25 protein-coding genes, 1 pseudogene, 1 riboswitch and 1 other annotated feature are annotated in these 25603 nt (G+C 67.6%); of the genes and pseudogenes, 21 read left to right on the plus strand and 5 right to left on the minus strand.

Going from position 1 to position 25603, the window contains the following annotated elements:
• Positions 1-184 precede the first annotated feature (184 nt).
• The 7 genes from ACZ7MF_RS03320 to ACZ7MF_RS03350 all read left to right on the plus strand — a co-directional run bounded on the left by ACZ7MF_RS03320 (position 185) and on the right by ACZ7MF_RS03350 (position 10387).
• A complete protein-coding gene (locus ACZ7MF_RS03320) occupies positions 185-1558 on the plus strand; it encodes a helix-turn-helix domain-containing protein (protein ID WP_471474202.1) in 1374 nt (457 codons plus the stop codon).
• 363 nt (positions 1559-1921) lie between these two features.
• Positions 1922-2911 carry a malate dehydrogenase gene (locus ACZ7MF_RS03325; protein WP_471474204.1) on the plus strand — a complete coding sequence of 330 codons (990 nt, stop codon included), beginning with the start codon at positions 1922-1924 and terminating at the stop codon, positions 2909-2911.
• Between the two features lie 229 nt (positions 2912-3140).
• The gene (locus ACZ7MF_RS03330) at positions 3141-4670 is read left to right on the plus strand and encodes an aldehyde dehydrogenase family protein (RefSeq protein ID WP_471474205.1); all 1530 of its coding nucleotides are present in this window, start codon (positions 3141-3143) and stop codon (positions 4668-4670) included.
• 60 nt (positions 4671-4730) lie between these two features.
• Positions 4731-6263, plus strand: coding sequence for a GMC family oxidoreductase (locus ACZ7MF_RS03335; protein WP_471474206.1), 1533 nt, complete (start codon positions 4731-4733; stop codon positions 6261-6263).
• The gene (locus ACZ7MF_RS03340) at positions 6260-7489 is read left to right on the plus strand and encodes a quaternary amine ABC transporter ATP-binding protein (RefSeq protein ID WP_471474208.1); all 1230 of its coding nucleotides are present in this window, start codon (positions 6260-6262) and stop codon (positions 7487-7489) included. The genes ACZ7MF_RS03335 and ACZ7MF_RS03340 overlap by 4 nt, the downstream gene beginning before the upstream one ends.
• Positions 7489-9435 carry an ABC transporter permease gene (locus ACZ7MF_RS03345; RefSeq protein WP_471474209.1) on the plus strand — a complete coding sequence of 649 codons (1947 nt, stop codon included), beginning with the start codon at positions 7489-7491 and terminating at the stop codon, positions 9433-9435. The genes ACZ7MF_RS03340 and ACZ7MF_RS03345 overlap by 1 nt, the downstream gene beginning before the upstream one ends.
• A gap of 1 nt (position 9436) precedes the next feature.
• Positions 9437-10387 carry an ABC transporter substrate-binding protein gene (locus ACZ7MF_RS03350; RefSeq protein WP_471474210.1) on the plus strand — a complete coding sequence of 317 codons (951 nt, stop codon included), beginning with the start codon at positions 9437-9439 and terminating at the stop codon, positions 10385-10387.
• Between the two features lie 3 nt (positions 10388-10390).
• Here the strand turns inward: ACZ7MF_RS03350 and ACZ7MF_RS03355 are convergent, their stop codons facing one another.
• From ACZ7MF_RS03355 to ACZ7MF_RS03365, 3 genes are read right to left on the minus strand one after another with little or no spacing between them, the layout of a single operon-like run.
• Positions 10391-11122, minus strand: a complete 732-nt coding sequence (locus ACZ7MF_RS03355; RefSeq protein WP_471474212.1) for an isocitrate lyase/PEP mutase family protein — start codon at positions 11120-11122, stop codon at positions 10391-10393.
• A complete protein-coding gene (locus tag ACZ7MF_RS03360) occupies positions 11119-11565 on the minus strand; it encodes a carboxymuconolactone decarboxylase family protein (protein ID WP_471474213.1) in 447 nt (148 codons plus the stop codon). Before ACZ7MF_RS03360 ends, ACZ7MF_RS03355 begins: the two co-directional genes overlap by 4 nt.
• On the minus strand, positions 11562-12071 hold the full coding sequence (locus ACZ7MF_RS03365) for a carboxymuconolactone decarboxylase family protein (RefSeq protein WP_356854990.1): 510 nt from the start codon (positions 12069-12071) through the stop codon (positions 11562-11564). Before ACZ7MF_RS03365 ends, ACZ7MF_RS03360 begins: the two co-directional genes overlap by 4 nt.
• A gap of 47 nt (positions 12072-12118) precedes the next feature.
• On the opposite strand from ACZ7MF_RS03365, the gene pdxR reads away from it, so the two are divergent.
• From pdxR to ACZ7MF_RS03385, 4 genes and pseudogenes are all read left to right on the plus strand, one after another.
• Positions 12119-13507 carry a MocR-like pyridoxine biosynthesis transcription factor PdxR gene (gene pdxR, locus ACZ7MF_RS03370; RefSeq protein ID WP_471474215.1) on the plus strand — a complete coding sequence of 463 codons (1389 nt, stop codon included), beginning with the start codon at positions 12119-12121 and terminating at the stop codon, positions 13505-13507.
• A gap of 98 nt (positions 13508-13605) precedes the next feature.
• A riboswitch (ZMP/ZTP riboswitch) is annotated at positions 13606-13694 on the plus strand.
• A 35-nt stretch (positions 13695-13729) separates the two neighbouring features.
• Positions 13730-14275: pseudogene (locus tag ACZ7MF_RS03375) on the plus strand (PLP-dependent aminotransferase family protein); the annotation flags it as partial.
• A gap of 381 nt (positions 14276-14656) precedes the next feature.
• A complete protein-coding gene (locus tag ACZ7MF_RS03380) occupies positions 14657-15439 on the plus strand; it encodes a helix-turn-helix domain-containing protein (protein WP_471475177.1) in 783 nt (260 codons plus the stop codon).
• 42 nt (positions 15440-15481) lie between these two features.
• Positions 15482-16249, plus strand: coding sequence for a putative transcriptional regulator (locus tag ACZ7MF_RS03385; protein WP_471474216.1), 768 nt, complete (start codon positions 15482-15484; stop codon positions 16247-16249).
• A gap of 66 nt (positions 16250-16315) precedes the next feature.
• On the opposite strand, the gene ACZ7MF_RS03390 is transcribed toward ACZ7MF_RS03385, so the two are convergent.
• On the minus strand, positions 16316-16522 hold the full coding sequence (locus ACZ7MF_RS03390; RefSeq protein WP_471474217.1) for a DUF397 domain-containing protein: 207 nt from the start codon (positions 16520-16522) through the stop codon (positions 16316-16318).
• Positions 16519-17412: a helix-turn-helix domain-containing protein gene (locus tag ACZ7MF_RS03395; RefSeq protein ID WP_471475178.1), complete on the minus strand. Its 894-nt coding sequence runs from the start codon at positions 17410-17412 to the stop codon at positions 16519-16521. Before ACZ7MF_RS03395 ends, ACZ7MF_RS03390 begins: the two co-directional genes overlap by 4 nt.
• Before the next feature lie 48 nt (positions 17413-17460).
• Here ACZ7MF_RS03395 and ACZ7MF_RS03400 point away from each other — a divergent pair, with 48 nt between their 5' ends.
• The 10 genes from ACZ7MF_RS03400 to ACZ7MF_RS03445 all read left to right on the plus strand — a co-directional run bounded on the left by ACZ7MF_RS03400 (position 17461) and on the right by ACZ7MF_RS03445 (position 25428).
• Complete coding sequence (locus tag ACZ7MF_RS03400; protein ID WP_471475211.1) at positions 17461-17721, plus strand: hypothetical protein; 261 nt, start codon at positions 17461-17463, stop codon at positions 17719-17721.
• Between the two features lie 4 nt (positions 17722-17725).
• Complete coding sequence (locus tag ACZ7MF_RS03405; RefSeq protein ID WP_471475212.1) at positions 17726-17908, plus strand: hypothetical protein; 183 nt, start codon at positions 17726-17728, stop codon at positions 17906-17908.
• 302 nt (positions 17909-18210) lie between these two features.
• Positions 18211-18687: a hypothetical protein gene (locus ACZ7MF_RS03410; protein ID WP_471474218.1), complete on the plus strand. Its 477-nt coding sequence runs from the start codon at positions 18211-18213 to the stop codon at positions 18685-18687.
• Between the two features lie 2074 nt (positions 18688-20761).
• Positions 20762-20900, plus strand: a sequence feature (16S ribosomal RNA rRNA prediction is too short).
• A gap of 342 nt (positions 20901-21242) precedes the next feature.
• Positions 21243-21539 (plus strand): hypothetical protein, encoded by a 297-nt coding sequence (locus ACZ7MF_RS03415; RefSeq protein ID WP_471474220.1) that lies wholly within the window; start codon positions 21243-21245, stop codon positions 21537-21539.
• Between the two features lie 405 nt (positions 21540-21944).
• Entirely contained in the window at positions 21945-22427 is a 483-nt protein-coding gene (locus ACZ7MF_RS03420) for a hypothetical protein (RefSeq protein ID WP_471474221.1), read from the plus strand.
• A 951-nt stretch (positions 22428-23378) separates the two neighbouring features.
• Positions 23379-23666 carry a hypothetical protein gene (locus tag ACZ7MF_RS03425; RefSeq protein ID WP_471474222.1) on the plus strand — a complete coding sequence of 96 codons (288 nt, stop codon included), beginning with the start codon at positions 23379-23381 and terminating at the stop codon, positions 23664-23666.
• Positions 23663-23935 carry a hypothetical protein gene (locus ACZ7MF_RS03430; RefSeq protein ID WP_471474223.1) on the plus strand — a complete coding sequence of 91 codons (273 nt, stop codon included), beginning with the start codon at positions 23663-23665 and terminating at the stop codon, positions 23933-23935. Before ACZ7MF_RS03425 ends, ACZ7MF_RS03430 begins: the two co-directional genes overlap by 4 nt.
• A 116-nt stretch (positions 23936-24051) precedes the next feature.
• Complete coding sequence (locus tag ACZ7MF_RS03435) at positions 24052-24249, plus strand: hypothetical protein (protein WP_471474225.1); 198 nt, start codon at positions 24052-24054, stop codon at positions 24247-24249.
• A gap of 596 nt (positions 24250-24845) precedes the next feature.
• Positions 24846-25145 (plus strand): hypothetical protein, encoded by a 300-nt coding sequence (locus ACZ7MF_RS03440; protein WP_471474226.1) that lies wholly within the window; start codon positions 24846-24848, stop codon positions 25143-25145.
• The gene (locus ACZ7MF_RS03445; RefSeq protein ID WP_471474227.1) at positions 25138-25428 is read left to right on the plus strand and encodes a hypothetical protein; all 291 of its coding nucleotides are present in this window, start codon (positions 25138-25140) and stop codon (positions 25426-25428) included. Before ACZ7MF_RS03440 ends, ACZ7MF_RS03445 begins: the two co-directional genes overlap by 8 nt.
• Positions 25429-25603: the final 175 nt, after the last annotated feature.

Consider the following 25603-nt stretch of genomic DNA (forward strand, 5'->3'; position numbering starts at 1 on the left):
GGTGGGCGTGCGACGGTGCACGTTCGCGGCCTCTGTGCTCCTGTGCGCCCCCACCCCGGGAACTGAGATCCTGACCGGGCGCATCCCTGTGGGTAGCCAGAAACGGGTGCCGCGCGGGGGGACGCCGCGCGCGGGGACCAGCGGGGAATCGACCAGCACGTCACCGGGGGAAGAGGGGGAAGCAGTGCCTCGTTGGAAGGCCTTGCCGGAGGAACTCGATCCGCAGATCAGGGAGTTCACCAGTCAGCTGCGCCGGCTCGTGGACCGCAGTGAGCTGAGCGTGGCGTCGGTGGCCGACGCCACGGGCTACAGCAAGACGTCCTGGGAGCGTTATCTGAACGGCCGGCTGCTGGCGCCGAAGGGCGCCATCGTGGCCCTGGCCGAGGTGACGGGGACCAACCCCGTCCACCTGACCACCATGTGGGAGCTGGCCGAGCGCGCCTGGAGCCGCTCGGAGATGCGCCACGACATGACCATGGAGGCCATCCGGATCTCCCAGGCCCGTGCGGCGCTCGGCGAACTGGGCACGCCCGCAGCCAAGTCGGGCAACTCGGCGGCCAAGTCGGGCCACGGCGGCAGGAACGGCAAGGGGAGCCGGACCGGCCGCCACGGCGGCGGCGCCTCGGCCGCGTCCGGGGTCGCCGGACCCGCGGGTGTGTCGCCCACGCTGCCGCCGACGGTGCCGGCCCAGCCGACGGCCGCCGACAGCCCCGACTCGGCCCTCGGCGCGGTCCGGGACGACGGCGGACCCGGTACGTCCTCCGTGCCGTCCCCCGGCGGAGCGACCGACGGCAACTCGTGGGGTCTCGCCGGGTACCGGGGCCCCGCGCCGACCGGTGACCGCGCGGCCCGCTCCGGCGTCCGGACCGGCACCGGAGAGCCGTTGGGACCGGCCGGACCCGCCGAGCCGAACGGCCCCGGCCCCTCTGGTGCATACGGTGAACCCTCTTCCGGCGCGTACCCCGAGCCCTCCTCCGGCGCGTACGGCGAGCCCTCCTCCCGCGGGTACGGCGAGCCCCCGCACGGCGGCCCCCGTGCGTCCCGCCGGACACCCCCGGGCGGCGGCAACAAGCGGGTGACGACCGTCGTCGCGGGCGTCGTCGGTGTCCTCGTCGTGATCGCGGGCGCCTTCTTCTTCCTGAAGGACGGCGGCGACAAGAAGAACGAGGGCACCAAGCCCTCACCGTCAACCACCGTGAGCAGCAACCCGAAGCTGCCGCCGGGCGTGAAGTGCAGCGGCGACGCCTGCACCGGCAAGGACCCGGAGGCCATGGGCTGCGGCGGCGACCTGGTGACCACCGGCGCGACCGCCGTGGTCGGCACGGCCGCCGTCGAGGTCCGCTACAGCAAGGTCTGCGGTGCCGCGTGGGCCCGCGTCACCCAGGCCGCACAGGGCGACGAGGTCCAGGTCAGCGCCGGTGGCGCGGGCGAGCAGCGGGCGACCGTCGGCAACGCCGGCAACACCGTCGCGTACACCCCGATGGTCGCCGTGAAGTCCGCGGCCGACGCCACGGCGTGCGCGACGCTGGCGGCGGGGACGCAGGGCTGCACGAAGTAGCCGCGCCCGGGCCGCAGCGGGCGGACGGCGGCCGACGACGGGCCGTCGAAGAAAGTTCGTCCGCGGCAGGCATGCCCCGCGGCGTCACGGGCACGCGAGAAGTACCCCCACGGGAGTCCGGCAACGGTATCCCCGAACGGCGGTCGCCTTCGTCCTCCCTCTCCCGGACAGGCGGCCGCCTTCTTTTGCGCGCCCTTCGGCCGTTGTGCGGCTCGGACCTGTGGGCCGGGCCACACCGACCCGGACGTGCCGGACACCACGGGCGCGATAGCCTGACGGCTGGATCGATCTCTTGATACCAAGAGATCGATCAAACGCCCGGGGCCGGGACGCCCCACCGCCAGCTGTCATACGGAGAACGCCATGACTCGCACTCCCGTGAACGTCACCGTCACCGGCGCGGCCGGCCAGATCGGTTACGCCCTGCTCTTCCGCATCGCCTCCGGCCAGCTGCTCGGCGCGGACGTGCCGGTCAAGCTGCGCCTCCTGGAGATCACTCCGGCGCTCAAGGCCGCCGAGGGCACCGCGATGGAGCTGGACGACTGCGCGTTCCCGCTCCTCCAGGGCATCGAGATCACCGACGACCCGAACGTGGCCTTCGCCGGCGCCAACGTCGCCCTCCTCGTCGGCGCCCGCCCCCGCACCAAGGGCATGGAGCGCGGCGACCTCCTGGAGGCCAACGGCGGCATCTTCAAGCCGCAGGGCAAGGCCATCAACGACCACGCCGCGGACGACATCAAGGTCCTCGTCGTGGGCAACCCGGCCAACACCAACGCCCTGATCGCCCAGGCCGCCGCCCCGGACGTACCGGCCGAGCGCTTCACCGCCATGACCCGCCTGGACCACAACCGCGCGCTGACCCAGCTGGCGAAGAAGACGGGCTCGACGGTCGCCGACATCAAGCGCCTGACCATCTGGGGCAACCACTCCGCCACCCAGTACCCGGACATCTTCCACGCCACGGTCGCCGGCAAGAACGCCGCGGAGGCCGTGAACGACGAGAAGTGGCTGGCCGACGAGTTCATCCCGACCGTCGCCAAGCGCGGCGCGGCCATCATCGAGGCCCGCGGCGCCTCCTCGGCCGCCTCCGCCGCCAACGCCGCCATCGACCACGTGCACACCTGGGTCAACGGCACCGCCGAGGGCGACTGGACCTCCATGGGCATCCCGTCGGACGGCTCCTACGGCGTCCCCGAGGGCATCATCTCCTCCTTCCCGGTCACCACGAAGGACGGCTCGTACGAGATCGTCCAGGGCCTGGACATCAACGAGTTCTCCCGCGCCCGCATCGACGCCTCCGTCAAGGAGCTGTCGGAGGAGCGCGAGGCGGTCCGCGGTCTCGGCCTCATCTGAGCCCGCCCCCGACGCCCGCACGGGCCCCGTTCCGGCTCAGGCCGGGACGGGGCCCGTGTCCGTTTCTGTACACCCATAAGACCCTTTTGCCGCTTTCCTTCGTGATGCGCCGCACTTTCCGCGTCGAATCGGCATGCAAACGGGGTCGCGGGGCAGGGGCTCACGGTCCCCGAGAGCGACACCCGGGTGACGCAGGGGGACCGATCAGGAACGGAAGGCAACACCGACCATGGCGAACAGCACGCACACTCCGGCGGAGCAGGCGCACCGGACGATCCATGCGGGAGGCGAGTGGCTCGCGGCGTCCTCCGGCGCCACGCGCGAGATCCTCGACCCCGCCGACGCCCTGCCGTTCGCCGTGGTCGCGGAGGGCGACGAGAAGGACACCGACCTCGCGGTGGCCGCCGCCCGCCGCGCCTTCGACACGGGCGACTGGCCGCACACCCCGGTCGCCGAGCGCGCCGCCCTGCTGCGCCGCGTCGCCGGCCTCCTCGTGCGCGACCGCGAGAAGCTGGGCCTGCTGGAGAGCCGCGACGCGGGCAAGACCGTCGAGGAGGGGCGCGTCGACATCGACTGCGTCGCCGACGCCTTCCGCTACTTCGCCGACCTGGTCGCGGGCGAGGCCCCCGGCCGGGTCGTCGACGCGGGCTCGCCCGACGTCCACAGCGTCGTCGTGCACGAGCCGGTCGGCGTCTGCGCGATGATCACACCCTGGAACTACCCGCTCCTCCAGGCCAGTTGGAAGATCGCCCCGGCACTCGCCGCCGGCAACACCTTCGTGATCAAGCCCAGCGAGATCACCCCGCTCACCACGGTCGCCCTGATCGACCTGCTCGTCGAGGCCGGTCTCCCCACCGGCGTCGCGAACGTCGTCACCGGCCCCGGCCACACCGTCGGCGCCCGGCTCGCCGAGCACCCCGACGTGGACCTGGTCTCCTTCACCGGCGGCCTGACCAGCGGCATCAAGGTCGCCCAGGCCGCCGCCGTCACCGTCAAGAAGGTCGCCCTCGAACTGGGCGGCAAGAACCCCAACGTGGTCTTCGCCGACGCCTGCGAGACCGAGGAGGGCTTCGACACCGCCGTCGACCAGGCCCTCAACGCCGCCTTCATCCACAGCGGGCAGGTCTGCTCCGCGGGCGGCCGGCTCATCGTCGAGGAGTCGGTGCGCGAACGCTTCGTCGCCGAACTCGCCCGCCGCGCGGAGCGGATCCGCCTCGGCCGCGGCACCGAGGAAGGCGTCGAGTGCGGCCCGCTCGTCTCCGCACAGCAGCGCGCCAAGACCGAGGACTACGTCGCCTCCGCCCTCGCCGAGGGCGCCGAGCTGCGCTGCGGCGGCAAGCGCCCCGAGCCGTCCCCCCAGCGGCCCGAGAGCGGCTACTTCTACGAGCCGACCGTCCTCGACCACTGCCACCGCGAGATGCGGGTCGTACGGGAGGAGGTCTTCGGACCGGTCCTCACCGTCGAGACCTTCCGTACCGAGGACGAAGCCGTAGCCCTCGCTAACGACACCGAGTACGGTCTGGCCGGTGCCGTCTGGACCGCCGACGCGGGACGGGCCCGCCGGGTCGCGGGCCGGCTGCGGCACGGCACCGTGTGGATCAACGACTTCCACCCCTACCTGCCGCAGGCGGAGTGGGGCGGCTTCGGCAAGAGCGGCGTCGGCCGCGAACTCGGCCCCGCGGGCCTCGCCGAGTACCGCGAGAGCAAGCACGTCTACCAGAACCTCGCGCCGAAGCCCGTCCGCTGGTTCTCCGGCTGACCCCACCGCGTCCCCGCACTCCTCCTCGTCATCATCCGCTCGCCCCACTGGAGTACCCCCATGCCAGAAACCACTCACGTCTACGACTACGTCGTCATCGGCGGCGGTACGGCAGGCTCCGTGATCGCCTCCCGCCTCACCGAGAACCCGGACGTCACCGTCGCCGTCATCGAGGGCGGCCCCAGTGACGTCGGCCGCGACGACGTGCTGACCCTGCGCCGCTGGATGGGCCTGCTCGGCGGCGAACTGGACTACGACTACCCCACCACCGAGCAGCCGCGCGGCAATTCGCACATCCGGCACAGCCGCGCCCGCGTCCTCGGCGGCTGCTCCTCGCACAACACCCTCATCGCCTTCAAGCCGCTGCCGTCCGACTGGGACGAGTGGGAGGCGGCCGGTGCCAAGGGCTGGGGCGCGGTGCAGATGGAGGCGTACTTCGCCCGGCTGAAGAACAACATCGTCCCGGTCGACGAGAAGGACCGGAACGCCATCGCCCGCGACTTCGTCGACTCCGCGCAGCAGACACTGGACGTCCCCCGGGTCGAGGGCTTCAACAAGAAGCCGTTCACCGAGGGCGTCGGCTTCTTCGACCTCGCCTACCACCCCGAGAACAACAAGCGGTCCTCGGCGTCGGTGGCGTACCTGCACCCCGTGATGGACGAGCGCGCCAACCTCACGCTTATGCTGGAGACCTGGGCGTACCGGCTGGAGCTGGACGGCACCCGCGCCGAGGGCGTCCACGTCCGCACCAAGGACGGCGAGGAGATCCTCGTCAAGGCACGCAACGAGGTCGTCCTCAGCGCCGGAGCCGTCGACTCCCCGCGCCTGCTGCTGCACTCCGGCATCGGCCCTCGCGAGGACCTCGAAGCCCTCGGCATACCCGTGGCGCTCGACCTGCCCGGCGTCGGCGAGAACCTGCTCGACCACCCCGAGTCGGTGATCGTGTGGGAGACGAACGGTCCCATCCCGGACAACTCCGCGATGGACTCCGACGCCGGTCTGTTCGTGCGCCGCGACCCCGAACACGCGGGCCCCGACCTGATGTTCCACTTCTACCAGATCCCGTTCACGGACAATCCGGAGCGCCTGGGCTACGAGCGCCCCGAGTTCGGCGTCTCCATGACCCCGAACATCCCCAAGCCGAAGTCCCGCGGCCGCCTCTACCTCACCAGCGCCGACCCGGCCGAGAAGCCCGCCCTGGACTTCCGCTACTTCACCGACGAGGACGACTACGACGGCCGCACCCTCGTCGACGGCATCCGCATCGCCCGCGAGATCGCCAAGTCCCAGCCGCTGGCCGGCTGGCTCAGGCGCGAGGTCTGCCCCGGCCCGGACGTCACTGGCGACGAGGAGCTGAGCGAGTACGCCCGCAAGGTCGCCCACACCGTCTACCACCCGGCCGGCACCTGCCGCATGGGCGCCGCCACCGACGAGCAGGCCGTCGTCGACCCCGAGCTGCGCGTCCGCGGCCTGACGGGCCTGCGCATCGCCGACGCCTCCGTCTTCCCGACCATGCCCGCCGTCAACCCGATGATCGGCGTCCTCATGGTCGGCGAGCGCGCCGTCGAGCTGATCGGCGGTGACGCCCGATGAGCACCACCGACAAGGACACCACCACCGCCGCCGCGACCGACACCGTGACCGAGCGCCCGCCGGTCTTCTCCGTCGACGGCCTGTGGAAGGTCTTCGGCCCCAAGGCCGCCCGCGTCCCCGCCGACCCGGACCTCACCGCCCTGAGCCCGGCCGAGCTGCGCTCCCGCACCGGCTGCACCGCCGCCGTCGCTGACGTCTCCTTCGACGTGCGCAAGGGCGAGGTCTTCGTCGTCATGGGCCTGTCCGGCTCCGGCAAGTCCACCCTCGTACGCTGCCTGACCCGCCTCATCGAGCCGACGGCCGGGTCCATCGCCATCGACGGCGAGGACGTCCGTGCGATGGACAGGTCCCGGCTGCGTGAACTGCGCCGCCACCGCGCCGCGATGGTCTTCCAGCACTTCGGCCTGCTCCCGCACCGCACCGTCCTGGACAATGTCGCCTACGGCCTGGAGGTCCAGGGCATGGGCCGCGCCGAGCGCCGCGAGCGCGCCGCCGCGATCGTCGCCAAGGTCGGCCTGGAGGGCCTGGAGCAGCGCCGCCCCGGCCAGCTCTCCGGCGGCCAGCGCCAGCGCGTCGGCCTCGCCCGCGCCCTCGCCGTCGACCCCGAGGTGCTGCTGTTCGACGAGCCGTTCAGCGCGCTGGACCCGCTGATCCGGCGGGACATGCAGGAGGAGGTCGTCCGGCTGCACCGCGAGGAGGGCCGCACGATGGTCTTCATCACCCACGACCTCCAGGAGGCCCTCAAGCTCGGCGACCGCATCGCCCTGATGCGCGACGGCCGGGTGGTGCAGCTCGGCACGCCGGAGGAGATCGTCGGCTCACCCGCCGACGACTACGTCCGCGAGTTCGTCCGCGACGTCCCGCGCGAGCAGGTCCTCACCGTCCGCACGGCGATGCGCCCCGCCACCTCCGCCGACGAGGCGGGCACGGGCCCGGCGATCCGCCCCGAGGCCACCGTCTCGGAGGCCATCGAGGCCGTAGCGAGGGCAGGCTCGGCAGCCCGCGTCATGTCCGACGGCCGCTGCCTGGGCGTGGTGGACGCGACCGACCTCCTGTCGGTGGTAGCAGGCACAACAGACGAGCCCGCCACGGCGGACGGTGACGCCGCAGCCGCCGCAGCTGCGGGCAGTCGTGCCGCTGGGGCGGCACGGGTGGGCGCAGCGGCAACCGGCGAGCGCCGTGAGCCGACCGACCCTCGCCCAGCCACGACCGAGGAGCCGGTCTGATGGCAACGATCACCGCAGCGCCCCGAAAGGCCACCCCGCCGGGCATCCTCACCCACCCCGCAACCCGCAAGCTCCTCGCCCTGGCGGCACTGGCAGCCATCCTCACCCCCATAGCCGCCACGCAGTGGCCCGGCGCCACCTGGCCCACCGCCCTCACCGTCGACGTCTCCGAACCCCTCGGCAAGGCCAGCGACTGGATCATCGACAACCGGGACAGCCACCCCCTGTTCCTCTACTTCTTCGGCCACGTCAGCAACATCGTCGTCATCGCCGTACGCGCCGTGTACCTCGCCCTCCTCGCCGTCGGCTGGGCCGGGGTCACCGCGATCGGCGCCCTGGTCGCCTGGCGGGTGGCCGGTGTGAAGCTCGCGGCGGGCACCGCGGCCGCGTTCCTGGCCTGCGGCCTGCTCGGCATGTGGGTGCCGACCATGCAGACCCTCGCCCTGATGGTCGTGGCCGTCCTCGCGTCCGTCGCGGTCGGCGCCCTGCTGGGCCTCGCCGCGGGCCTGTCCGACCGGATGGACCGCGTCCTGCGCCCGGTGCTGGACACCATGCAGGTGCTGCCCGCCTTCGCCTACCTCCTCCCCGTCGTCCTGGTCTTCGGCATCGGCGTCCCCGCCGCCGTCCTGGCCACCGTCGTCTACGCCGCCCCGCCCATGGCCCGGCTCACCTCGCTCGGCCTGCGCGGCGCGGACCGGGAGGTCCTGGAGGCCGTCGAGTCCCTCGGCACCACCGCCCGCCAGCGCCTGCTGACCGCCCGCATCCCGCTGGCCCGCAAGGAACTCCTCCTCGGCGTCAACCAGACGATCATGATGGCGCTGTCCATGGCCGTCATCGCCTCGGTCATCGGCGCCGGCGGCCTCGGCGACCGCGTCTACCAGGCGCTCGCCTCGGTCGACGTCGGCGCCGCCCTCGCGGCCGGCATCCCCATCGTGCTGCTCGCCGTCGTCCTGGACCGGGTGACCGGCGCGGCGGGGGAGCAGCTCGGCGAGTCCGGAAAGTCCCCGGTGACCTGGCTGTACGCCCTGGTCGTCGCCGCGGCCGTGGCGCTCGCCGGACGCCTGGCCGGCTTCCTCGACTGGCCCGACGGGTGGGAGCTGAACATCGCCGAGCCCGTCAACCGGGCCGTCGACTGGATGACCGCCCACCTGTACTCCGGCGTCCCCGTCGTCGGCGGCACCGCCGACTGGGCCGCGCACTTCACCAGCTGGGTCCTCAACCCGCTCCGCGACGGCCTCCAGTGGCTGCCCTGGTGGTCCGTACTCCTGATCGTCGCCGCCCTGGCCTGGCTCATCGGCACCTGGCGCACCGCGCTCACCGCCGTCCTCGCGATGGCCGCGATCGGCGTGCTCGGCGTGTGGAACCCGTCCCTGGACACGCTCTCCCAGGTGCTCGCCGCCGTCGCCGTGACCCTGGTCGTCGGCTTCGCCACCGGCATCGCCGCCGCCCGCAGCGACCGCTTCGAGCGCCTCCTGCGGCCCGTGCTCGACGTCTTCCAGACCATGCCGCAGTTCGTGTACCTGATCCCGGTCGTCGCCCTGTTCGGCGTGGGCCGCGCGCCCGCCGTGGCCGCCGCCGTCGTCTACGCCCTCCCGGCCGTCGTCCGCATCACCGCCCAAGGCCTGCGCCAGGTCGACCCGGCCGCCCTGGAGTCGGCCCGCTCGCTCGGCGCCACCAGCGGCCAGCAGCTCCGCCAGGTCCAGCTTCCGCTGGCCCGCCCGGCCCTGCTGCTCGCCGTCAACCAGGGCGTCGTCCTGGTCCTCGCCGTCGTCATCATCGGCGGCCTGGTCGGCGGTGGCGCGCTCGGCTACCAGGTCGTCTTCGGCCTGGCACAGGGCGACCTGGCGACCGGCCTGGTGGCGGGCGCCGCGATCGTCTGCCTCGGCCTGATGCTCGACCGCGTCACCCAGCCCACCGAACGCCGTACGACCAAGAAGGGAGCCTGAGATGTCCCGCAAGCGGATCACGGCGGCCGCCGCCGTGCTGGTGCTGGCCACCGGCTGCGGTGCCGCCGACATGACCAAGCAGGCATCCCCCTACGCCAATGCCCAGGGCGCCAAGACCGTCACCCTGTCCGTGCAGTCCTGGGTCGGCGCCCAGGCCAACGTGGCCGTCGCCCAGTACCTGCTGGAGCACGAGCTGGGCTACCGCGTCGACACCGTCCAGGTCGACGAGGTCCCCGCCTGGGACGCGCTCAGCCAGGGCCGCGTCGACGCCATCCTGGAGGACTGGGGCCACCCCGAGCAGGAACAGCGCTACGTCCAGGACAAGAAGACCATCGCCCCCGGCGGCGACCTCGGCGTCACCGGGCACATCGGCTGGTTCGTCCCGACGTACTTCGCCAAGAAGCACCCGGACGTCACGAACTGGAAGAACCTCGACAAGTACGCCGACCTGCTGCGCACCGCGGAGAGCGGCGGCAAGGGCCAGCTCCTGGACGGCTCCCCGTCCTACGTCACCAACGACAAGGCCCTGGTGAAGAACCTGGACCTGGACTACCAGGTCGTCTTCGCCGGTTCCGAGGCCGCCCAGATCACCCAGATGCAGCAGTTCGCCAAGGAGAAGAAGCCCTTCCTCAGCTACTGGTACACCCCCCAGTGGCTGATGGAGAAGGTCCCGATGACCGAGGTGAAGCTGCCGCCGTACGAGGAGGGCTGCGACGCCGACCCGGAGAAGGTCGCCTGCGCCTACCCCGTCACCCCGCTGCAGAAGTACCTCAACGCCGGCTTCGCGAAGGACGGCGGCAAGGCGGCGGAGTTCCTCAAGCGGTTCAAGTGGACGACGGAGGACCAGAACCAGGTCTCCCTGATGATCGCCGAGCAGAAGATGCGGCCCGAGGAGGCGGCGAAGAAGTGGGTGGACGGCCACGAGTCCGTCTGGAAGAAGTGGCTGCCCTGACCCTCACTCCGCGGGGCGTGCCGCGAGCCCTGCCGCGGCCTCCCGCACCGACTGCTCCGCATGCCGCTGGAGGCCGGGCCCGAACGTGATCCGGGTGGCCCCGAGCCCGCCGAGTTCGGCGGGTGCGGGGCCCTGCCCGGGCCGCGCGAACACGTTCACCGGGCCCTGGATCCCGGACCGCAGCAGCGGCAGCAGTTTGGTGGGTGCGGCGATGGGATACACGCAGTCGGCGCCCGCGGCGACGTAGGCGGCGGCCCGCTCGATCGCCGCTCCCGGGTCGTCGACGCCCCGGATGAACGTGTCGATCCGGGCATTCAGGAAGAGCCGGTCACCGGCCTCCTCCCGCACCCCGGCCAGCCACTCGGCGTGCTCCGCCGGGTCCTTGAGCCCCTCGTCGGTGGAGTCCTCCAGGTTGCAGCCGACCACGCCCACCTCGAGGAGCCGCTCCACCAGCTCCTTCGGCGCCAGGCCGTAGCCGTCCTCGACGTCCGCCGACACGGGTACGTCCACGGCGCGCACGATCCGCGCCACCGCCGCGAACATCTCGTCGGCCGGGGTCTGCCCGTCCTCGTACCCGAGCGAGGCCGCCACCCCGGCGCTCGGGGTCGCGAGCGCCGGGAACCCGGCCTCCACGAACACCCGGGCGCTCGCCGCGTCCCAGGGTCCCGGCAGGACGAGAGGGTCGTCCGGGACCCGGCCGTGGTGCAGGGCGCGGAACGCGGCGGCGTGACTCACGGTGTGTAACCCCCCGGTGGGACCCTGCGGCTGACCATCAGCCGGTTCCAGCTGTTGATGACGGTGATCAGCCCGATCAGATGGGCCAGTTCACCGTCGTCGAAGTGTACGGCGGCCTCCTCGTACACCGCGTCCGGCACGAAGCCCTCGGTCAGCACGGTCATCGCCTCGGTCAGCGCGAGCGCGGCCCGCTCCCGCCCGTCGTACAGGTCCGCCGCCTCCTCCCAGGCGGCGAGCAGACCGAGGCGCTGCTCGTCCTCCCCGTTCTTGCGGGCCAGGGTGAGGTGCATGTCCAGGCAGAACGCGCAGTGGTTGAGCTGCGAGGCCCGGATCATCACCAGCTCGGCGAGGACGGGGTCGCCGAGCCCCTTCTTGGCCGCCGCGCTCAGCGCCGACAGCGCCTTCCCGACCTCCCGGTCCAGGAGCTGGGTGCGTGCCGTCACGCGTGCCCGCCGGGCGTGTAGTGGCCCGGCGTCATCCGGCAGGTCACGCCGAACCGGTTCCAGGCGTTGATCGTCGTGATCGCGGCGATCAGCTGCGCCAGCTCGGGCTCGTCGAAGTGCTCGGCGGCCTTCTCGTACACCTCGTCCGGCACGAAGCCGTCGGTCAGGACGGTGACCGCCTCGGTCAGCTCGATCGCCGCCAGCTCCTTCTCCGTGTAGAAGTGCCGCGACTCCTCCCAGGCGGCCAACTGCACGATCCGCTCCACGCTCTCGCCGGCGGCGAGGGCGTCCTTGGTGTGCATGTCGAGGCAGAAGGCGCAGTGGTTGATCTGCGAGGCGCGGATCTTGACCAGCTCGTACAGCGCCGGGTCCAGTCCCCGCTTGGCGACGGTCTCGAGCCGGATCATCGCCTTGTAGACCTCGGGGGCGTGCTGGGACCAGTTCAGCCGGACGGGCAGCTCGGGGGCGTAGGCCGTGGTCTTCGTGTCATCGGTGGGTGTCGTCATGCCTTCGACCCTAGGAAGAAAACAGCCCACCGGTATGGTCCATTTCCATGGCGAATTCCTGGGCCACTCTCGGCGTCGACCTCCACCTCGAACCCACCGGTCCCGGCCTGCGCCGCGGCCTCACCGACGCGCTGCGCGAGGCCGTCCGCACCGGCCGCCTGGCCCCCGGCACCCGGCTGCCCTCCTCCCGGGTCCTCGCCGCCGACCTCGGCATCGCCCGCAACACCGTCGCCGACGCCTACGCCGACCTCGTCGCCGAGGGCTGGCTCACCGCGCGCCAGGGCTCGGGCACCCGCGTCGCCGACCGTGTCGCCGCCCCGCCGCCCGAAGCCTCGGCCCGGCGCCCCCGGAAGCCCGCCCGGCCCGTCCACGATCTGCGCCCCGGCAGCCCGGACCTGGCCAGCTTTCCGCGCGTCGAGTGGCTCAGAGCCGCCCGCCGCGCCGTCACGGCCGCCCCCAACGACGCCTTCGGCTACGGCGATCCCCGCGGCCACACCGAGCTGCGCGGTGCGCTGTCCGCCTACCTCGCCCGTGCCCGCGGCGTGCGCGCCGCCCCGGACCACCTGCTCGTGTGCGGCGGCGTCGCGCACGCCCTGGTGGTGCTGGCCGCGGTGCTGCGGGCGCGTGGCGTGCGCACCGTGGCCGTCGAGTCGTACGGCCTCCACGTCCACCGCGACCTGCTCGAAGCCGCCGGTCTGCGGACCGTCCCGCTGCCCGTCGACGACCGGGGCGCCGACCCCGGGGCGCTCACGGACGCGGGCGCCGTACTGCTCACCCCCGCCCACCAGTTCCCGACCGGCGTGCCGCTGCACCCCGACCGCCGGGCGGCCGTCGTGGACTGGGCGCGGCGCACCGGCGCGCTGATCCTGGAGGACGACTACGACGGCGAGTTCCGCTACGACCGCCAGCCCGTCGGCGCCCTCCAGGGACTCGCCCCCGACCACGTCGTCTACCTCGGCACCGCCAGCAAGTCCCTCGCCCCCGGCCTGCGACTGGCCTGGGCGGTGCTCCCGCCGGGGCTCGCCGACGAGGTCACGGCGACCCGCGGCGGCTCCGACACCTGCGGCGTGCTGGAACAGCTCACGCTGGCCGAGTTCCTCGCCTCCGGGGCCTACGACCGTCACGTCCGCGCCTCCCGCCTGCGTTACCGGCGCCGCCGGGACGCCCTGGTCGCGGCCCTCGCCGGGCGGGTCCCGGAGGTGCGGATCGCCGGCATCGCGGCCGGTCTGCACGCCGTACTCGGGCTGCCGCCCGGCACCGAGCAGCAGGTACTCAGATCGGCGGCCTGGCACGGCCTGGGCCTGCACGGCCTGTCCGTCTTCCGCCACCCGGCGGCCACGACCGACCCGCTGGACGCGGTGGTCGTCGGCTACGCCACCCCGCCCGACCACGCCTGGACGGGCGCCCTGGACGCACTGTGCCGGGCGCTGCCCTAGCGTCCGCCGCGATGCCGGCCGGGCCCGCGACCGGTTCGACCGGCGCCTTTCCGTATCACGGACACGCACGGCATGCCCCCGCCCCACCCGGTAGCCTGGCCCCGGGCCGTGACTGGCGCGCTGGGATGGGACGAACCATCGGGAAGCGGCCCCGGAACACCGAGAGCCGTGCGCCTGGGCCATCCGTACCGCGAACGCTGAAACCGACGTCCGGAGGACCCCTTGCCCGCCGAAATCTCCCCCGAGTCCACCGCCTACCGCGCCGCGCTCGACGTCATCCGAGCCGTCGAGCCCCGTGTCGCGGACGCCATCGGCCAGGAGGTCGCCGACCAGCGCGAGATGCTCAAGCTGATCGCCTCCGAGAACTACGCCTCCCCGGCCACGCTCCTGGCGATGGGCAACTGGTTCAGCGACAAGTACGCCGAGGGCACCATCGGCCGCCGCTTCTACGCCGGCTGCCGCAACGTCGACACCGTCGAGTCCCTCGCCGCCGAGCACGCCCGCGAGCTGTTCGGCGCCCGCCACGCCTACGTCCAGCCGCACTCCGGCATCGACGCCAACCTGGTCGCCTTCTGGGCCGTCCTCGGCGCCCGCGTCGAGGTGCCCTTCCTGGAGAAGACCGGCGCCCGCCAGGTCAACGACCTGACCGACGCCGACTGGGCCGAGCTGCGCCGCGCCTTCGGCAACCAGCGGATGCTCGGCATGTCCCTGGACGCCGGCGGCCACCTCACCCACGGCTTCCGCCCGAACATCTCCGGCAAGATGTTCGGTAGCGCAGTAGGGGTCTGACCTGTGGAAACGTTCCGGAAACTTGCTGAGGAGCTGGCCTCACTGAGCCCTGCGGGGCAAGCAGAGGTGTTGCGGATCATCGACGGCCCAGAGCCTGTCAGCGAGCCCCCCGAGGTCCGTACCTACGTCCCGCTGCTGACCAGCCGGACAACTCGCAAGATGACTGTTCGGGTCATCCGTGGCCCCGTCCGGGGAGACGGCTCCTAACGGATGATCTTGGGACGTGCTACGGTCCCCATCACCGCAACGTGAGCGTGCGGGCAAGATGAAGGCCCCAGGGGGCGCAACCCCTGAGGCCAGTACACCTAGAGAGTGGGTCTCTAAGTGCAGGTACAGCGTACAAGGCACACCCGTGCCTATGTGCAGATCCCTAACGAGATCGCACGCAACCGATCCTTGAGCCTTGAGGCTCGGGGACTCCTCGGATACCTCCTGTCGCTCCCGGACGCCAACGGCGCCACGGTCGAGCGCATCACGGAGCACACCCCCAACGGACGCCGGTCCGTCGCCAACGCCATGAACGAGCTAGTCACTGCTGGCTACGTCAAGCGTGCTCGCATGCAGGACCCCGAGACGGGCCGTTGGGTCACCCTGACCTCCGTCACGGACTCTCCGACCAACCACATGCCGACGGTCGGTGTTCCGACTGGTCCGGCTGTCGGCGCCTCTCCTACGGAGAAAGACGCTGGCTGTAATGACCTCCCTACTCCCATCCGTGAGGAGCTGCGGCCGGTAGGCCGCGACGGCTCAGAGGGGGAGGGGGAGAAGTCCCACCAGGAGAAGACCGAGACCCCGCTGAGCAAGCAGGCAACCAAAGCTCTCCTGAACCTGGCCACCTACAGCCATCGGCTGATCCTCTCGCCCCGGGAGGCTCGACGCCTCGCCCCTCAGGCGGGGGCGTGGCTGGCCTCTGGCCTGAGCGAAGCCGAGATGCTCAAGAACCTCTCTGCCGCTCTCCCGAGCGAGATCAGCTCTGCTGCCGCTCTCGTGGCCTACCGGCTGAAGAACCACCAGCCCGAGCCGGTAGCGGCTCCTAGCCCCTCTCAGGCCCCTTCACGGGCCTCCGTGCGGCAGTCCTGCCCTGAGTGTGAAGTGCCCTTCCCTCTGGGACACCCCGGCGGCATCTGCCGCAACTGCCGCTGAACCTCTCTCACCACATCTGAAGGGACACCCATGTCTTCCGCTATGCCCTGGTACCTCAAGGCCGTGCTGTACATCGGCCTTCCGTCGGCCTGCCTTGCGGCGCTGTACCTCTCGATTCCTGGAGAGGTGGCCTTGGCCCGTACTGCCGGATGGTCTGAGAACTACTCGTACGCCATGCCGGTCTGTCTCTCCGTGTACGCCCTGGTCGCTGGAGCCATCGCCACGTACCGCCGCAAGGCCTCTCTCGCCGGGCAGAAGACGGCTCTCATCGGAGCTGTCCTCGCTGGCATGCTGGCCATGTCGGCGCAGTCGATCTCTCACCTGATCGCCCAGAACTACATGGGAACTTCCGCTCTCCTGGTGGTGGCTGTCTCCTGCGTCCCGCCTCTCACGATCTTCCACCTTGTCCACATGGCCGAGACCCCCTCAGAGGTCAAGACGGCTGACGAGAAGCTGAAGGAGTCGCAGGAGATGAACCGGGCCCTCATGACGGCTCTGGTCGCCTCTGAGAGCCGCTCTCTGCTCACGGATGCCTCTCAGGTCCTGGTGGAGGTCGAGCATGCCTCTGAGAAGACTGAGGAGCTAACGGAGTGGGCCTCTCAGACGAACGAGGCCCTTGGCAAGGAGCTGGAGGAGGCGGAGAAGGCTCTCACCCCGAAGCCTCGCCGGAAGGCTCTCGCTCTCACGCGGGACAAGATCGAAGAGACCCGGCAGTCACTGACCGCTCAGGGTGAGAAGGTCACCGTGGAGAGGGTCTGTCAGGCCCTGGGGATCTCTCAGGCGACCTACTACCGGTACAACGCAGCCTGACCCCTGACACACGAAGAGGGCCCCTCCCCGTATTCGGCAGGGAGGGACCCTCAGGTGTTCAGTCTGTCAGACGTCGGCCCGAGAGGCGAAGCCGACGAACGCCGACCAAGCCGAGGCCGAGAGGTTGAGGGACGGGCCCTGAGGGGCCTTGCTGTCACGCACCGGGACCATGCCGGCCGAAATGGCAGAGGGCGCCCACTCAAGGCACTGGCCACCCTCGCCACCGCTGTAACTCGACTTGACCCACTTGGTGCCGGGGTCGATGTTGCTCATTGGGTGTAGCCCTCCATCACTTCACGGATCATGGTTGAGGAGTCCTCGGGAGACAGGGCCGAAGCCCTGAGGCGATCGTACGTAACACTCGCACGGTCTACCTCAGTTGCCGAGTCATCGACGTGGCCTTGACCCCGAGACTCCGAGCACATGACGGTCGGTTCCCCGTCCTGCGTGATCAGAGTAAACGGCAAGCTGGACGCAGGGGCACCCGCTTTGAAGGGAAGAACCTGGATCGTCACGTGAGGGGACTCAGCCTCCACCAGGAGCCGAGCCATCTGCTCGCGCATGACCTCAGGGCCACCCACCAGCGTTCTCAGGCAGACCTCATGCAGGACCACCCACAGGAGCGGAGGGCTAGGCCGAGTCATCACGTCATGACGCCGTATCCGACTCTCAACCCGCTGCTTGATCTCGTCTGTGCCCTCCCTCGGACGAGTAGCGCGGAAGACGGCTGCGGCATAGTTCGACGTCTGGAGCATGCCCATCACCAGGGCGTTGGAGTAGTCCAGGATCTGAGCTGCTGATGCCTCTAGCTTGAGGTACGGCACAAACCAACGAGGATGCCCGCCCTCGCTGAGCCTGAGCCGCAGGCGGGACAGGTACCCCGACGTGTTGAACGTCCTGTCACAGGCTTCTACGAAGTCTTCGGAGGCCAGGAGACTCCCTGACTCAACTCGGGCCACGTAGGGGCGGGTGTACCCCGTGGCGCTTCCCAGCGCCTCTTGGGTCATCCCGGCCTGTGTCCGACTGAAGCGGACTTCCCGCCCGATGAACCCCGCTCCGTCCTTCGGCTCTTCCGGCTGCTCTGGTCTTTCGATCACTCGAACACCCCCAGCGTTACAGATGAGTTGTAACCGCGTCGCACCTGTCAAGGGTAGGCCGCACACGGCGATGCTGGGAGCACACGCAGTAATCAGCTCCTGAGAGGTACCCCCATGTCTCCGGACGATCGTGACAACGACGTGCCACCCATCCTTGAGCGAGAAGTGTTCGAAGCGCGAGAGGCCTTGGCCGTTGTGCTCGGAGAGGCCGGGATCAAGCTCCCGCAGCTCTGGGCACAGCCGGTACAGGGGACGTGGCGTGTCGAGCTGGGGGCCTGCAACGTCCGGGCAGCCATGGCACTGGCCAACCTCTGCAAGGACGGAATGACCCTGCGGGAGAGGCACCCTGAGGAGGCCGTGAACCGTGGAGAGTAGAGACGTGTCCGGCGCCCTGGTGGCTCTCCAGACGGCTTTCCTGGACCTGGGCGTTGTCGCCGAGTTCCGCATTCAGGAGACGAGCGAGGGCCCCCGGATCAACGCCATTGGCATTGACCCCACGAAGGCCGTTCAACTCGCCCTCGCCCTTACGAGGGTCGACAGTATCCGGGTGATCCGGTCATGAACAACACTCGACGCCGGTTACGGGCCTGGAAGGTCACCCAAGACGGCCCCTTCTGGGGCGGCATTCTGGGACTCATGCTCTGGGGCTCAGTGGTTGCCGTTCTCCTTACCTCAGTTGTCCAAATGGGCAACGCCTAGTCTCCTGTCCTACCGGATGAACCGATGGCTCCCCAAAACCCATCCACAGGCCCGGTAGGGCAGGGCAATTCCCCCTCTCGGCTACCGCTTTCCCCGTGAGTCCGCACAAGCGGTAGTCGGGAGGGGTCTCCAATGCACCACATCTCTGATTCAAGAGGAGTGAGCATGACTGCAAGCGTCGCCATTGAGGCGACTCACGCAAGGTCCCTGGTCGATCCCGCGTTCTTCACGCGGCTCAGCCGTCGTGTGGCCACCGTTCACGGCCTGGACGACGACAAGGCGCAGGCCATCACGGATCAGACGTTGGCCTACCTCGCCACCTCGGCGCAGAAGGCGCCGGACACCGGCACCCTCAGCCCGAGCCCGACCATCGACATGGGCCTTCACTGCTACCTGGAGTACACGGAGCCCTACGACGACTTCTTCAAGGCTCACGGCTGGCCCAAGGTGCACCACAACCCCTGGGACGACCCCTCCAAGACGTACGAGTCCTCCGCCGTGGTGATCCCCCGGACCATGGCCGAGATCGAGAAGGCCGGTTACGTGCTCCTGCCCGAGCTGTGGGCGGCCTCGCACGTGGACTGCTCCGACGACAGCGACGGGAAGCCGGGTGACCCGCCGCCGTGCGGTGACCACGGCTAGTCAGTAGCCCTGAATCGCGTCAGCCCTCGCCGGTACAGTGGCGGGGGCTGATTGCGTAGGAGCGTATATGGCGAGAGAGATCACCGGCACAGGCCGAGTAACTGTATTTCGACTACTGCACATGTGGTCACCTAGGCGGGTGGGTATTGTCGCCTACACTTCAACGGGCAATTTCGGCACCACAGCCGTGGTTGGGTACATTCCGTTCCCCGAAATCCCGGATATCTCCCTGTTGGACGTAGCAGCAAGGCATAAACCTTCCGCGGTTACCGATTGGAGAGGCACAGGAAGTCAAATTTCGGAGGCTAGTTGGCTCCTCTGCACTGGCTGGTCAAGCCGAATTGTGAAAAAGGCTGAGACCTTGGACTTTCGGCATGCCGGCTGGGCAATGGAAGTCGATGGGAGTGTGAATCTCGGGAGGTCACTCTATGGGCATGACTCATTGCTGGTCGGGAGACTCAAGTTCTCAGATCCAGACCTCATGAAGCAGGCCAGATCGCTCCTTCTGGAGGAGGACATTCCCAGGATGAATGCTGAGGACAAGCCAGCACACACGTAGGAGTGTCGACCTCGGGGCCCCCTCTTCAGGGAGGGGGCCTCAGGTGTGTCTAGAGGGCTCTGGCAGGGGGGTATACCCAACCCCTACATAAATTACGTAGGTGTCCTCTGCTCCGAACCAGGACACGACTGTGATGCAGTCAACTTTATTATTGTTGCAGCGGCCTTGCTGCAAGAATGAGGAGCTGCCGTTACCTTCTCGTGATGATCCAAAACGGCCCAGAAGGGCCCTTAAAGGGCCTGGAAGGGGGTCTGAGGCACCTGGAGAGGCCCGAGGGGCTCAGAGGGCCGCACAGGGCCGCACAGAGGCTTGTGCGCTTGTGAAGATAACGAAACCCGTACACGCCGGAAGGAAGGCGCCCCTGCGGTCCTCTTCCACAATTACGTTATGCATTACCCCCGTATTCATGCAGCAGGAGCGATGCAGTATTAACGTTATCAACGCGTTACATTCGTCATTGTTATTGCAGCACGCACTGATGTGGGAATGCGGGCACGGAATACGAGTGAGGCATGTCGGAATGGATGCGGAATGCAGCACGGCCATTCAGTGGTCGTGCACGACCACAACGCATGCCCTACTGAACGAATGGTCAGTACGTACTGAATGGCGAGTCAGTACGCAGATTCATGGGTGATGTGGGTCACACGCATATGGGACATAGGTCTATATACAGGGCTACTGAATGGCAGGTCAGTAGGTGATCTGACGCACTATCAGTGTCCATTCTGTATGGGTACGCCCTATGTAAACGTGGTAACGGAAAGGTCACGCTAGAGCCCTGATTCTCGAATGGCGAGACACTTTCGTAACGGCCAGATAACGAACTTGCGAGCCACCTAAGCGCTTGCTCACCTCATTTTGTGTCTAGGTCTGTCCCTGTATGTCCACATTCTCAGCCCTCGTAGACCTCTTACGCGCGCGTATACGTAAGAAGCGTCAGTCTGACGATAATTCACGGTGCGGTGTTCACGTTGCGGTGATCCGTGATGGAGTCCTCCCAGCAACACCGACCGCGCCGAACGGAGCGGCCCGAAGAACTCACCCGCTGAAGCGGGGTCGAGATACCGGGCGTCACGCGAATACGGGGATAGCGCGGGGGATCGCACCGGGGTGTTGATGCGGGACCTAGCTTCATCCGGTCTCAGTGAACTCAGCGCGAATGCGCGGGGGTGATGAGTGGCCGATCGTTTCTTGAGAACTCAATAGCGTGCCAAATGCCATCGATCAATGATGACGCGTCGAACATTCCCTACCTAGGGCGCACGGTGACTCACCCGGAAACGGGAGTCTCCTAGTTGGCGGACTAAGGCCAACACCTACGCGGTGCCAGCAATGGCGCTGTAAGCGTCTCTAGGGCGCGAACGGGGCAGGGCCCATGCTTCCTGCTGCCACAAGTCATGGCGTGCGCTCAGAGACGAACTGAGCGGGTCACCCTGGGGGCCGGTCCCAGGGACACCGACTAGGGGTGAGTACCTAGTGTCTGCCTAGGGACTGCACTAGGTGTGAGGTGTGGGAGTAATACGGAGTGAACCGTGTTCCTGGCGCATGCTGGGGACGGCTCAAATACAGGCACTCCGGCCTTGAGCTAGTAGGTGGGGTAACGGCTCACCTAGGCGACGATGGGTATCGGGCCCGAGAGGGCGTCCCGGCCGCATTCAAGTAAGACCGTGCGCGCAACACAAGGCGCACGGCAACCTCACATTCCCGCAAATCAGCAATGCGTGAGCGCTGTACAGCGGATGAGTGGGCAACAAGGGTAAGCAGCCACTTGCACTCGACTGCACGCCCGGTAACCCACGGTGCGTTACGAGATTGCCTACGGCAGACACGCCAACACGGCAGGGCCGAGACACGGCAATCAGGGTGACTGATACTCACCCGGTTGCGGGTTGTCTCCTAAGCGCCTGAGACGTGTCTGTCTAGGGGAGTGTCGTCAAGGCACTTGCAGGGGCCGGAAACGGCCGTACAGCGATCCCTAGGGGATGTAATGGCAGTGAGCGGGATTGAGCCGGTACAGGGTGAGCGCAAGCGCGGGAATGTGGCGCTGCGGCAGTACTCATTCCATCGTGAGTACCGGAATCACTACATGTTCCGCGTGCACATCACGGACGAACTGAGCACGTTCTCTTTTGACGTGCGTTCGTGGGGGAACATGATCGATGCCGTCGGCGCATTCACCGAAAGCGTGGCGCATCACGGCGTACGTCTCACCGCAAAGGCGAACCTGTATTCCACGGGGTATGCCCTGGTGAACGGCTTCAACGTGCGCGTCTCTCCGATCGGAGACTAACCGCAGCGTAGGGGTAGGACGGGCACACGGGTTGTATTCGGCATTCCGTGTGTCCTATGGCCCATTGCGAACGGTTCGTAGTGGCGTAAGTGGAGGTAGGGCAATGGGAGAAGAGCGCATTCGGTACGTCACGGTGTCGCGTACGGAGGTCATTACGTATGCCGTGCCGTCAACGTCGGTGGAGGATGCCGAGAATCGTTACCTCATGGATGGTGACGAGACCGACAGTAAGACAGTCGCAAGCTCTGTTCTGTCGGTGGAACCTGCGTAGTCCGCAGCATGGGTATCGGGTGCACAAGTTAAGGCTTGTGTGCCCCCTTACCTACTGCGTACAGGAATCGCGGTAGTGCAATGGGAGGTAAGGCAATGGCATTGAAGGTTATCGACAGTGCGCACAATTGGGGCATGACCGCTCACCTGATTCAGGGGAACGTCCAAATCACAGTGGAGTGGAACTACGACCGTGGGGACGTGGAGGTTAAGCGTTCCACCGAAGGTCAGCCCTTCGAACACGTGCGGTACTACCCCATTCCGTCCGACTACCGGGGGAAGTCACCCCGGGACATTGCGGAGGGGATGTGGGACCACATGAGGACGATTGCGGGTATCCACTGGCGTAAGGAGTACGGGCAGGACGGCGTGCGGGAGCTGAACAACGAATGGGTGATGATCACCCGTTTCCGTGACCGTACGAAGGTGTCGTACCGCACTCTTCGTAGTGGCACCCTCTTGGGTGTCGTGGTTGGGCACGTCCGGGGGTCTCACGTCACCGTGACCGATAGGGAAGTTCAGGTGCGGGTTACGTCCCGCACTAACCCTCACTACGACTGCGGGGAAGTCATTCGGGTGGACGCCACCTCCCCGTGGCTCAAGTCGCGGGAGGTCTGAGCAATGGCTCATACGCGAATCCTCCTGGAAAGCACACTCGTTCAGGGACCGGAAGACCGTTTCTACGTCTTCCGGCAAGGGGAACTCATCAGCCCCGGTTACTTCCTGAGCACGCGTGAGCGTGCCATCACGGAAGTACAGGAACTCAACGCGATTGAGCCGGGGCACACGTTCCTGAACGTGCCTACGTCCATCGTTGCGTGTGAGGGGTGCCGTAGTCACCTCCTGGACCTGCTGTACGAGCGTGAGGGACTGGAAGAACTCACGCGCGTTGAATGGCGAGACTGCCCCGAACATGAGTATTGGGGGCAGAACGAACAGACGTCTCTCGTCTCCTCTTGGGTGTACGGGGACTAGCAACACGCATAGTCGTTGGGTCTCAGGGTCTGCACGTGCTGTATTCGGCTGTACGTGCAGTCTCTAGACCGTTGCGAATAGGCGCAATGGCGAGTGAAAGGGCAACAGATGAACGCATGGCAGGAGGTAGGGCGTAAGGCTTCGTGCTACCTCGGTACGTCCGTACCCGCGCAATACCTCAGGCGGGGGGATGTCGTGCTCGGTTTCCACATGGAGCCGGTAGAGATCGTGGAGGGTCCGGCCCTGCCTCACCCCACGATGCCGGGGTGGTGGACCGTGCGTAAGTCGACCCCCTATGGAGTCGGCACCTACGTACTCATGGACGGGGAATGCGTGCACGTCGGACGCGTGCCGCTGGTCAACCTGGACCGCAACGGCTACAGCCTCTTGGGTCGCTGGCAGGCCCCGTGCGGGTGTGTGGTCAACAAAGGGGAGTGCTGCGAGGAGTGCGGCCCGTACAACGGTGCCTCGCCCTTGTGCATGAATGCGTGGCGGCGTCGCTAGTCATCCCTGTAGGCAATCGGCACACGTGCTTTATTCGGGGGTACGTGTGCCTTTCTCTCGGCCCTACGGGGGCCGGAAAGGCAGACTCAAGTGATTGAGCTTGACCGGGGGACTGTTGTTCTCCTGAAAATGGCGCGGCGCATCCGGTTGATGCTGGGCAACTCTGTCGCGCTCTGGGCAACTGATGTTGTTCAGATGCGGGACGGAAGCTTTTGGAGCGTCGCACACCGGCGTTCCGACTACTTCAACCACCGACCGAACATCCCTCTTACGGTTGCTTGTCAGTTGAACGCTGACAGCTTTGATGCGGCTGTTCAGTGGGTGCGAGACATGGAACAGCAGTACATCACGCAAGAACTTCCGGAGTGGTCGGCATGACGCGAAACATCATGGTCCTGCTTGCCTCCATTCTCGTGACCGGTTCCCTGGTGGGTGGAATCACTCAGGCAGTCATGGAGGAGCGGACCGAGACAGCAGAAACGGGGCTGTCTCAGACCAGGGAACGACTGGCACGAACCGAAGCGCGTCTCTCCCGTATGGAGGTGGACGCGTTCAACGACGGTTTTCTCTACGGCGCGTGCAGTAAGACGACTTACGAGGACGGTTCGTCGGTATGGGAGGACGGTAACGGCCGTCTCTGTCACTAGCGCTTGACAGTAGGCAGTAAGGGGAGGTCACCCGGTATTCCGGGCGGGATCACCCTTACTGCACTCTGTGAGTCTCTAGAGACACTCTCAAGAGGCCGTAAGGGAAAGGGCAATAGGTGCTGACGCTGAGCACGATTAAGGCGGCATTCCGGGGGCTGTACCGGGATGAGTCCCTGTACATCACCTTCATTGCGGGTGAGTCCATCCTTACCGGTCGCGTGACCGGCATTGGTGGCCGTATCGGTGCCCGCACGGACATGCGGCTGCATGAGGACATTCACGTCAATCGCGTGCTGTCCATGGAAGTCAGGTAAGGGGTATGCGAGTGAGTGTGAATCTCGTCAAGCACGTGTGTGTCGCATGTGGAGGCACGGCCAACGTTCTTGTAAACGATGGCTTTTGCGCCATGCATCTCTGTGGCCCCTGCACGCGTAAGGGTGCGGTGCGACGGCACATCCGCCGCTACTTCGCGTTCGTCGTCCCCCTGGCTCAAGTTCCATTGGGGGTGTGTTGCGGTGCGGAGAACACCTAAGACAGTTGCAATCAGTCTCCGTAACCTCCTGTACTGGTCCGACCGTAGGGCCGGACTTCCGGAGTCCGATCGGCAGCAGTGGGCTGAGCGTCGAAACGAGACACTCATGGAATGGCGGGAGGTTGACCCGGAAGGGTTCCGTCATTGGCTTACCGCTACAGGCATCGCCCGTAGTGGTCGCGTGCCGCTTACCGGCTGGGCTCGCATGGTGGAGGAGGAGTCTGGAATCAGGCTCGCTGATCCGTGTGAGTACTGCCAGGAATGCCGCAGCAGTCGCTAGCAAGTTGGGGGGTGCCTTATTCGGGGGTGCCCTCCCCCTAGGAAGGCAGGCAAGTGCAAGTTACGGAAGACAACGCGACTCATTGCGCGGTCGCGGACATGGCAGAGCCGCTTAACCTCATGGCCTACTTCTACTGGCGCGCGGGGGAGAAGGGTTTCCGTCTCGTCTTGAAGGATGACGACTTGACGGAGGAATACGGCGCGTGGGACGTGCAGACCGTTGACCCGTTGCCGGGCGAGACGCTCGAAAATCAGCGGCTCAATCACCTCATGGGGACGGCACTCCACAAATTCCACTCCCACAACAAGGGATGGAGTACTAACCCCGTAGCCCTGGCAGCGCATTACACGCTGGAATGGGGCTGGAACTGGACCACGGAAAGGTTTGCAAGTGCCTGAGAACAACACGGCATTCGGAAGCGTCGCTGAGTGGACCGCGATACTCGACCGCGCGTCCGGCAAGCTGACGCTTGCTTCCGAGGCAACGGGACATGAGCCGTCGCACTGGACCGGCGTCCGGGACGTCTATCAGGCAACCCACCTGATCGCGCTGTGGTCGCTGCATAACCAGCGCTACACGCTCAAGTCTGCGCCGTTCGCGCCGTGGGCCGAGCACGGCACGGAAAGCCGTCTGAGGCTGCTGGCCGTGCGCCATTCGGCCACGGTCGCAGTACAGGGCTAGCACTCAGTTTTGTGGACCGGCCTTTAGTCGGGCCGGTCCACATTGCTCAGTCGCTAGGACTGAATAGGGGGGTAAATGCGCATCGGTATAGGCACTGTGGTCAGACACCATTCTCAGGTGGGGGAAGGCACGGTCATTCGCGTTACGCGTCCCTGGTGGACGCTGCGGAGGCCGG

It is taken from the genome of Streptomyces sp. NPDC111628 (assembly GCF_055635195.1).

Bases quoted from the DNA above. Each gene is read 5' to 3' on its own strand.
- ACZ7MF_RS03325 (WP_471474204.1), top strand. From the start codon at position 1,922: ATGACTCGCACTCCCGTGAACGTCACCGTCACCGGCGCGGCCGGCCAG.
- ACZ7MF_RS03330 (WP_471474205.1), top strand. From the start codon at position 3,141: ATGGCGAACAGCACGCACACTCCGGCGGAGCAGGCGCACCGGACGATC.
- ACZ7MF_RS03335 (WP_471474206.1), top strand. From the start codon at position 4,731: ATGCCAGAAACCACTCACGTCTACGACTACGTCGTCATCGGCGGCGGT.
- ACZ7MF_RS03340 (WP_471474208.1), top strand. From the start codon at position 6,260: ATGAGCACCACCGACAAGGACACCACCACCGCCGCCGCGACCGACACC.
- ACZ7MF_RS03345 (WP_471474209.1), top strand. From the start codon at position 7,489: ATGGCAACGATCACCGCAGCGCCCCGAAAGGCCACCCCGCCGGGCATC.
- ACZ7MF_RS03350 (WP_471474210.1), top strand. From the start codon at position 9,437: ATGTCCCGCAAGCGGATCACGGCGGCCGCCGCCGTGCTGGTGCTGGCC.
- ACZ7MF_RS03365 (WP_356854990.1), bottom strand. From the start codon at position 12,071: ATGACGACACCCACCGATGACACGAAGACCACGGCCTACGCCCCCGAG.
- pdxR (WP_471474215.1), top strand. From the start codon at position 12,119: ATGGCGAATTCCTGGGCCACTCTCGGCGTCGACCTCCACCTCGAACCC.
- ACZ7MF_RS03385 (WP_471474216.1), top strand. From the start codon at position 15,482: ATGCCCTGGTACCTCAAGGCCGTGCTGTACATCGGCCTTCCGTCGGCC.
- ACZ7MF_RS03390 (WP_471474217.1), bottom strand. From the start codon at position 16,522: ATGAGCAACATCGACCCCGGCACCAAGTGGGTCAAGTCGAGTTACAGC.
- ACZ7MF_RS03400 (WP_471475211.1), top strand. From the start codon at position 17,461: ATGTCTCCGGACGATCGTGACAACGACGTGCCACCCATCCTTGAGCGA.
- ACZ7MF_RS03410 (WP_471474218.1), top strand. From the start codon at position 18,211: ATGACTGCAAGCGTCGCCATTGAGGCGACTCACGCAAGGTCCCTGGTC.
- ACZ7MF_RS03420 (WP_471474221.1), top strand. From the start codon at position 21,945: ATGACCGCTCACCTGATTCAGGGGAACGTCCAAATCACAGTGGAGTGG.
- ACZ7MF_RS03430 (WP_471474223.1), top strand. From the start codon at position 23,663: ATGACGCGAAACATCATGGTCCTGCTTGCCTCCATTCTCGTGACCGGT.
- ACZ7MF_RS03440 (WP_471474226.1), top strand. From the start codon at position 24,846: ATGGCAGAGCCGCTTAACCTCATGGCCTACTTCTACTGGCGCGCGGGG.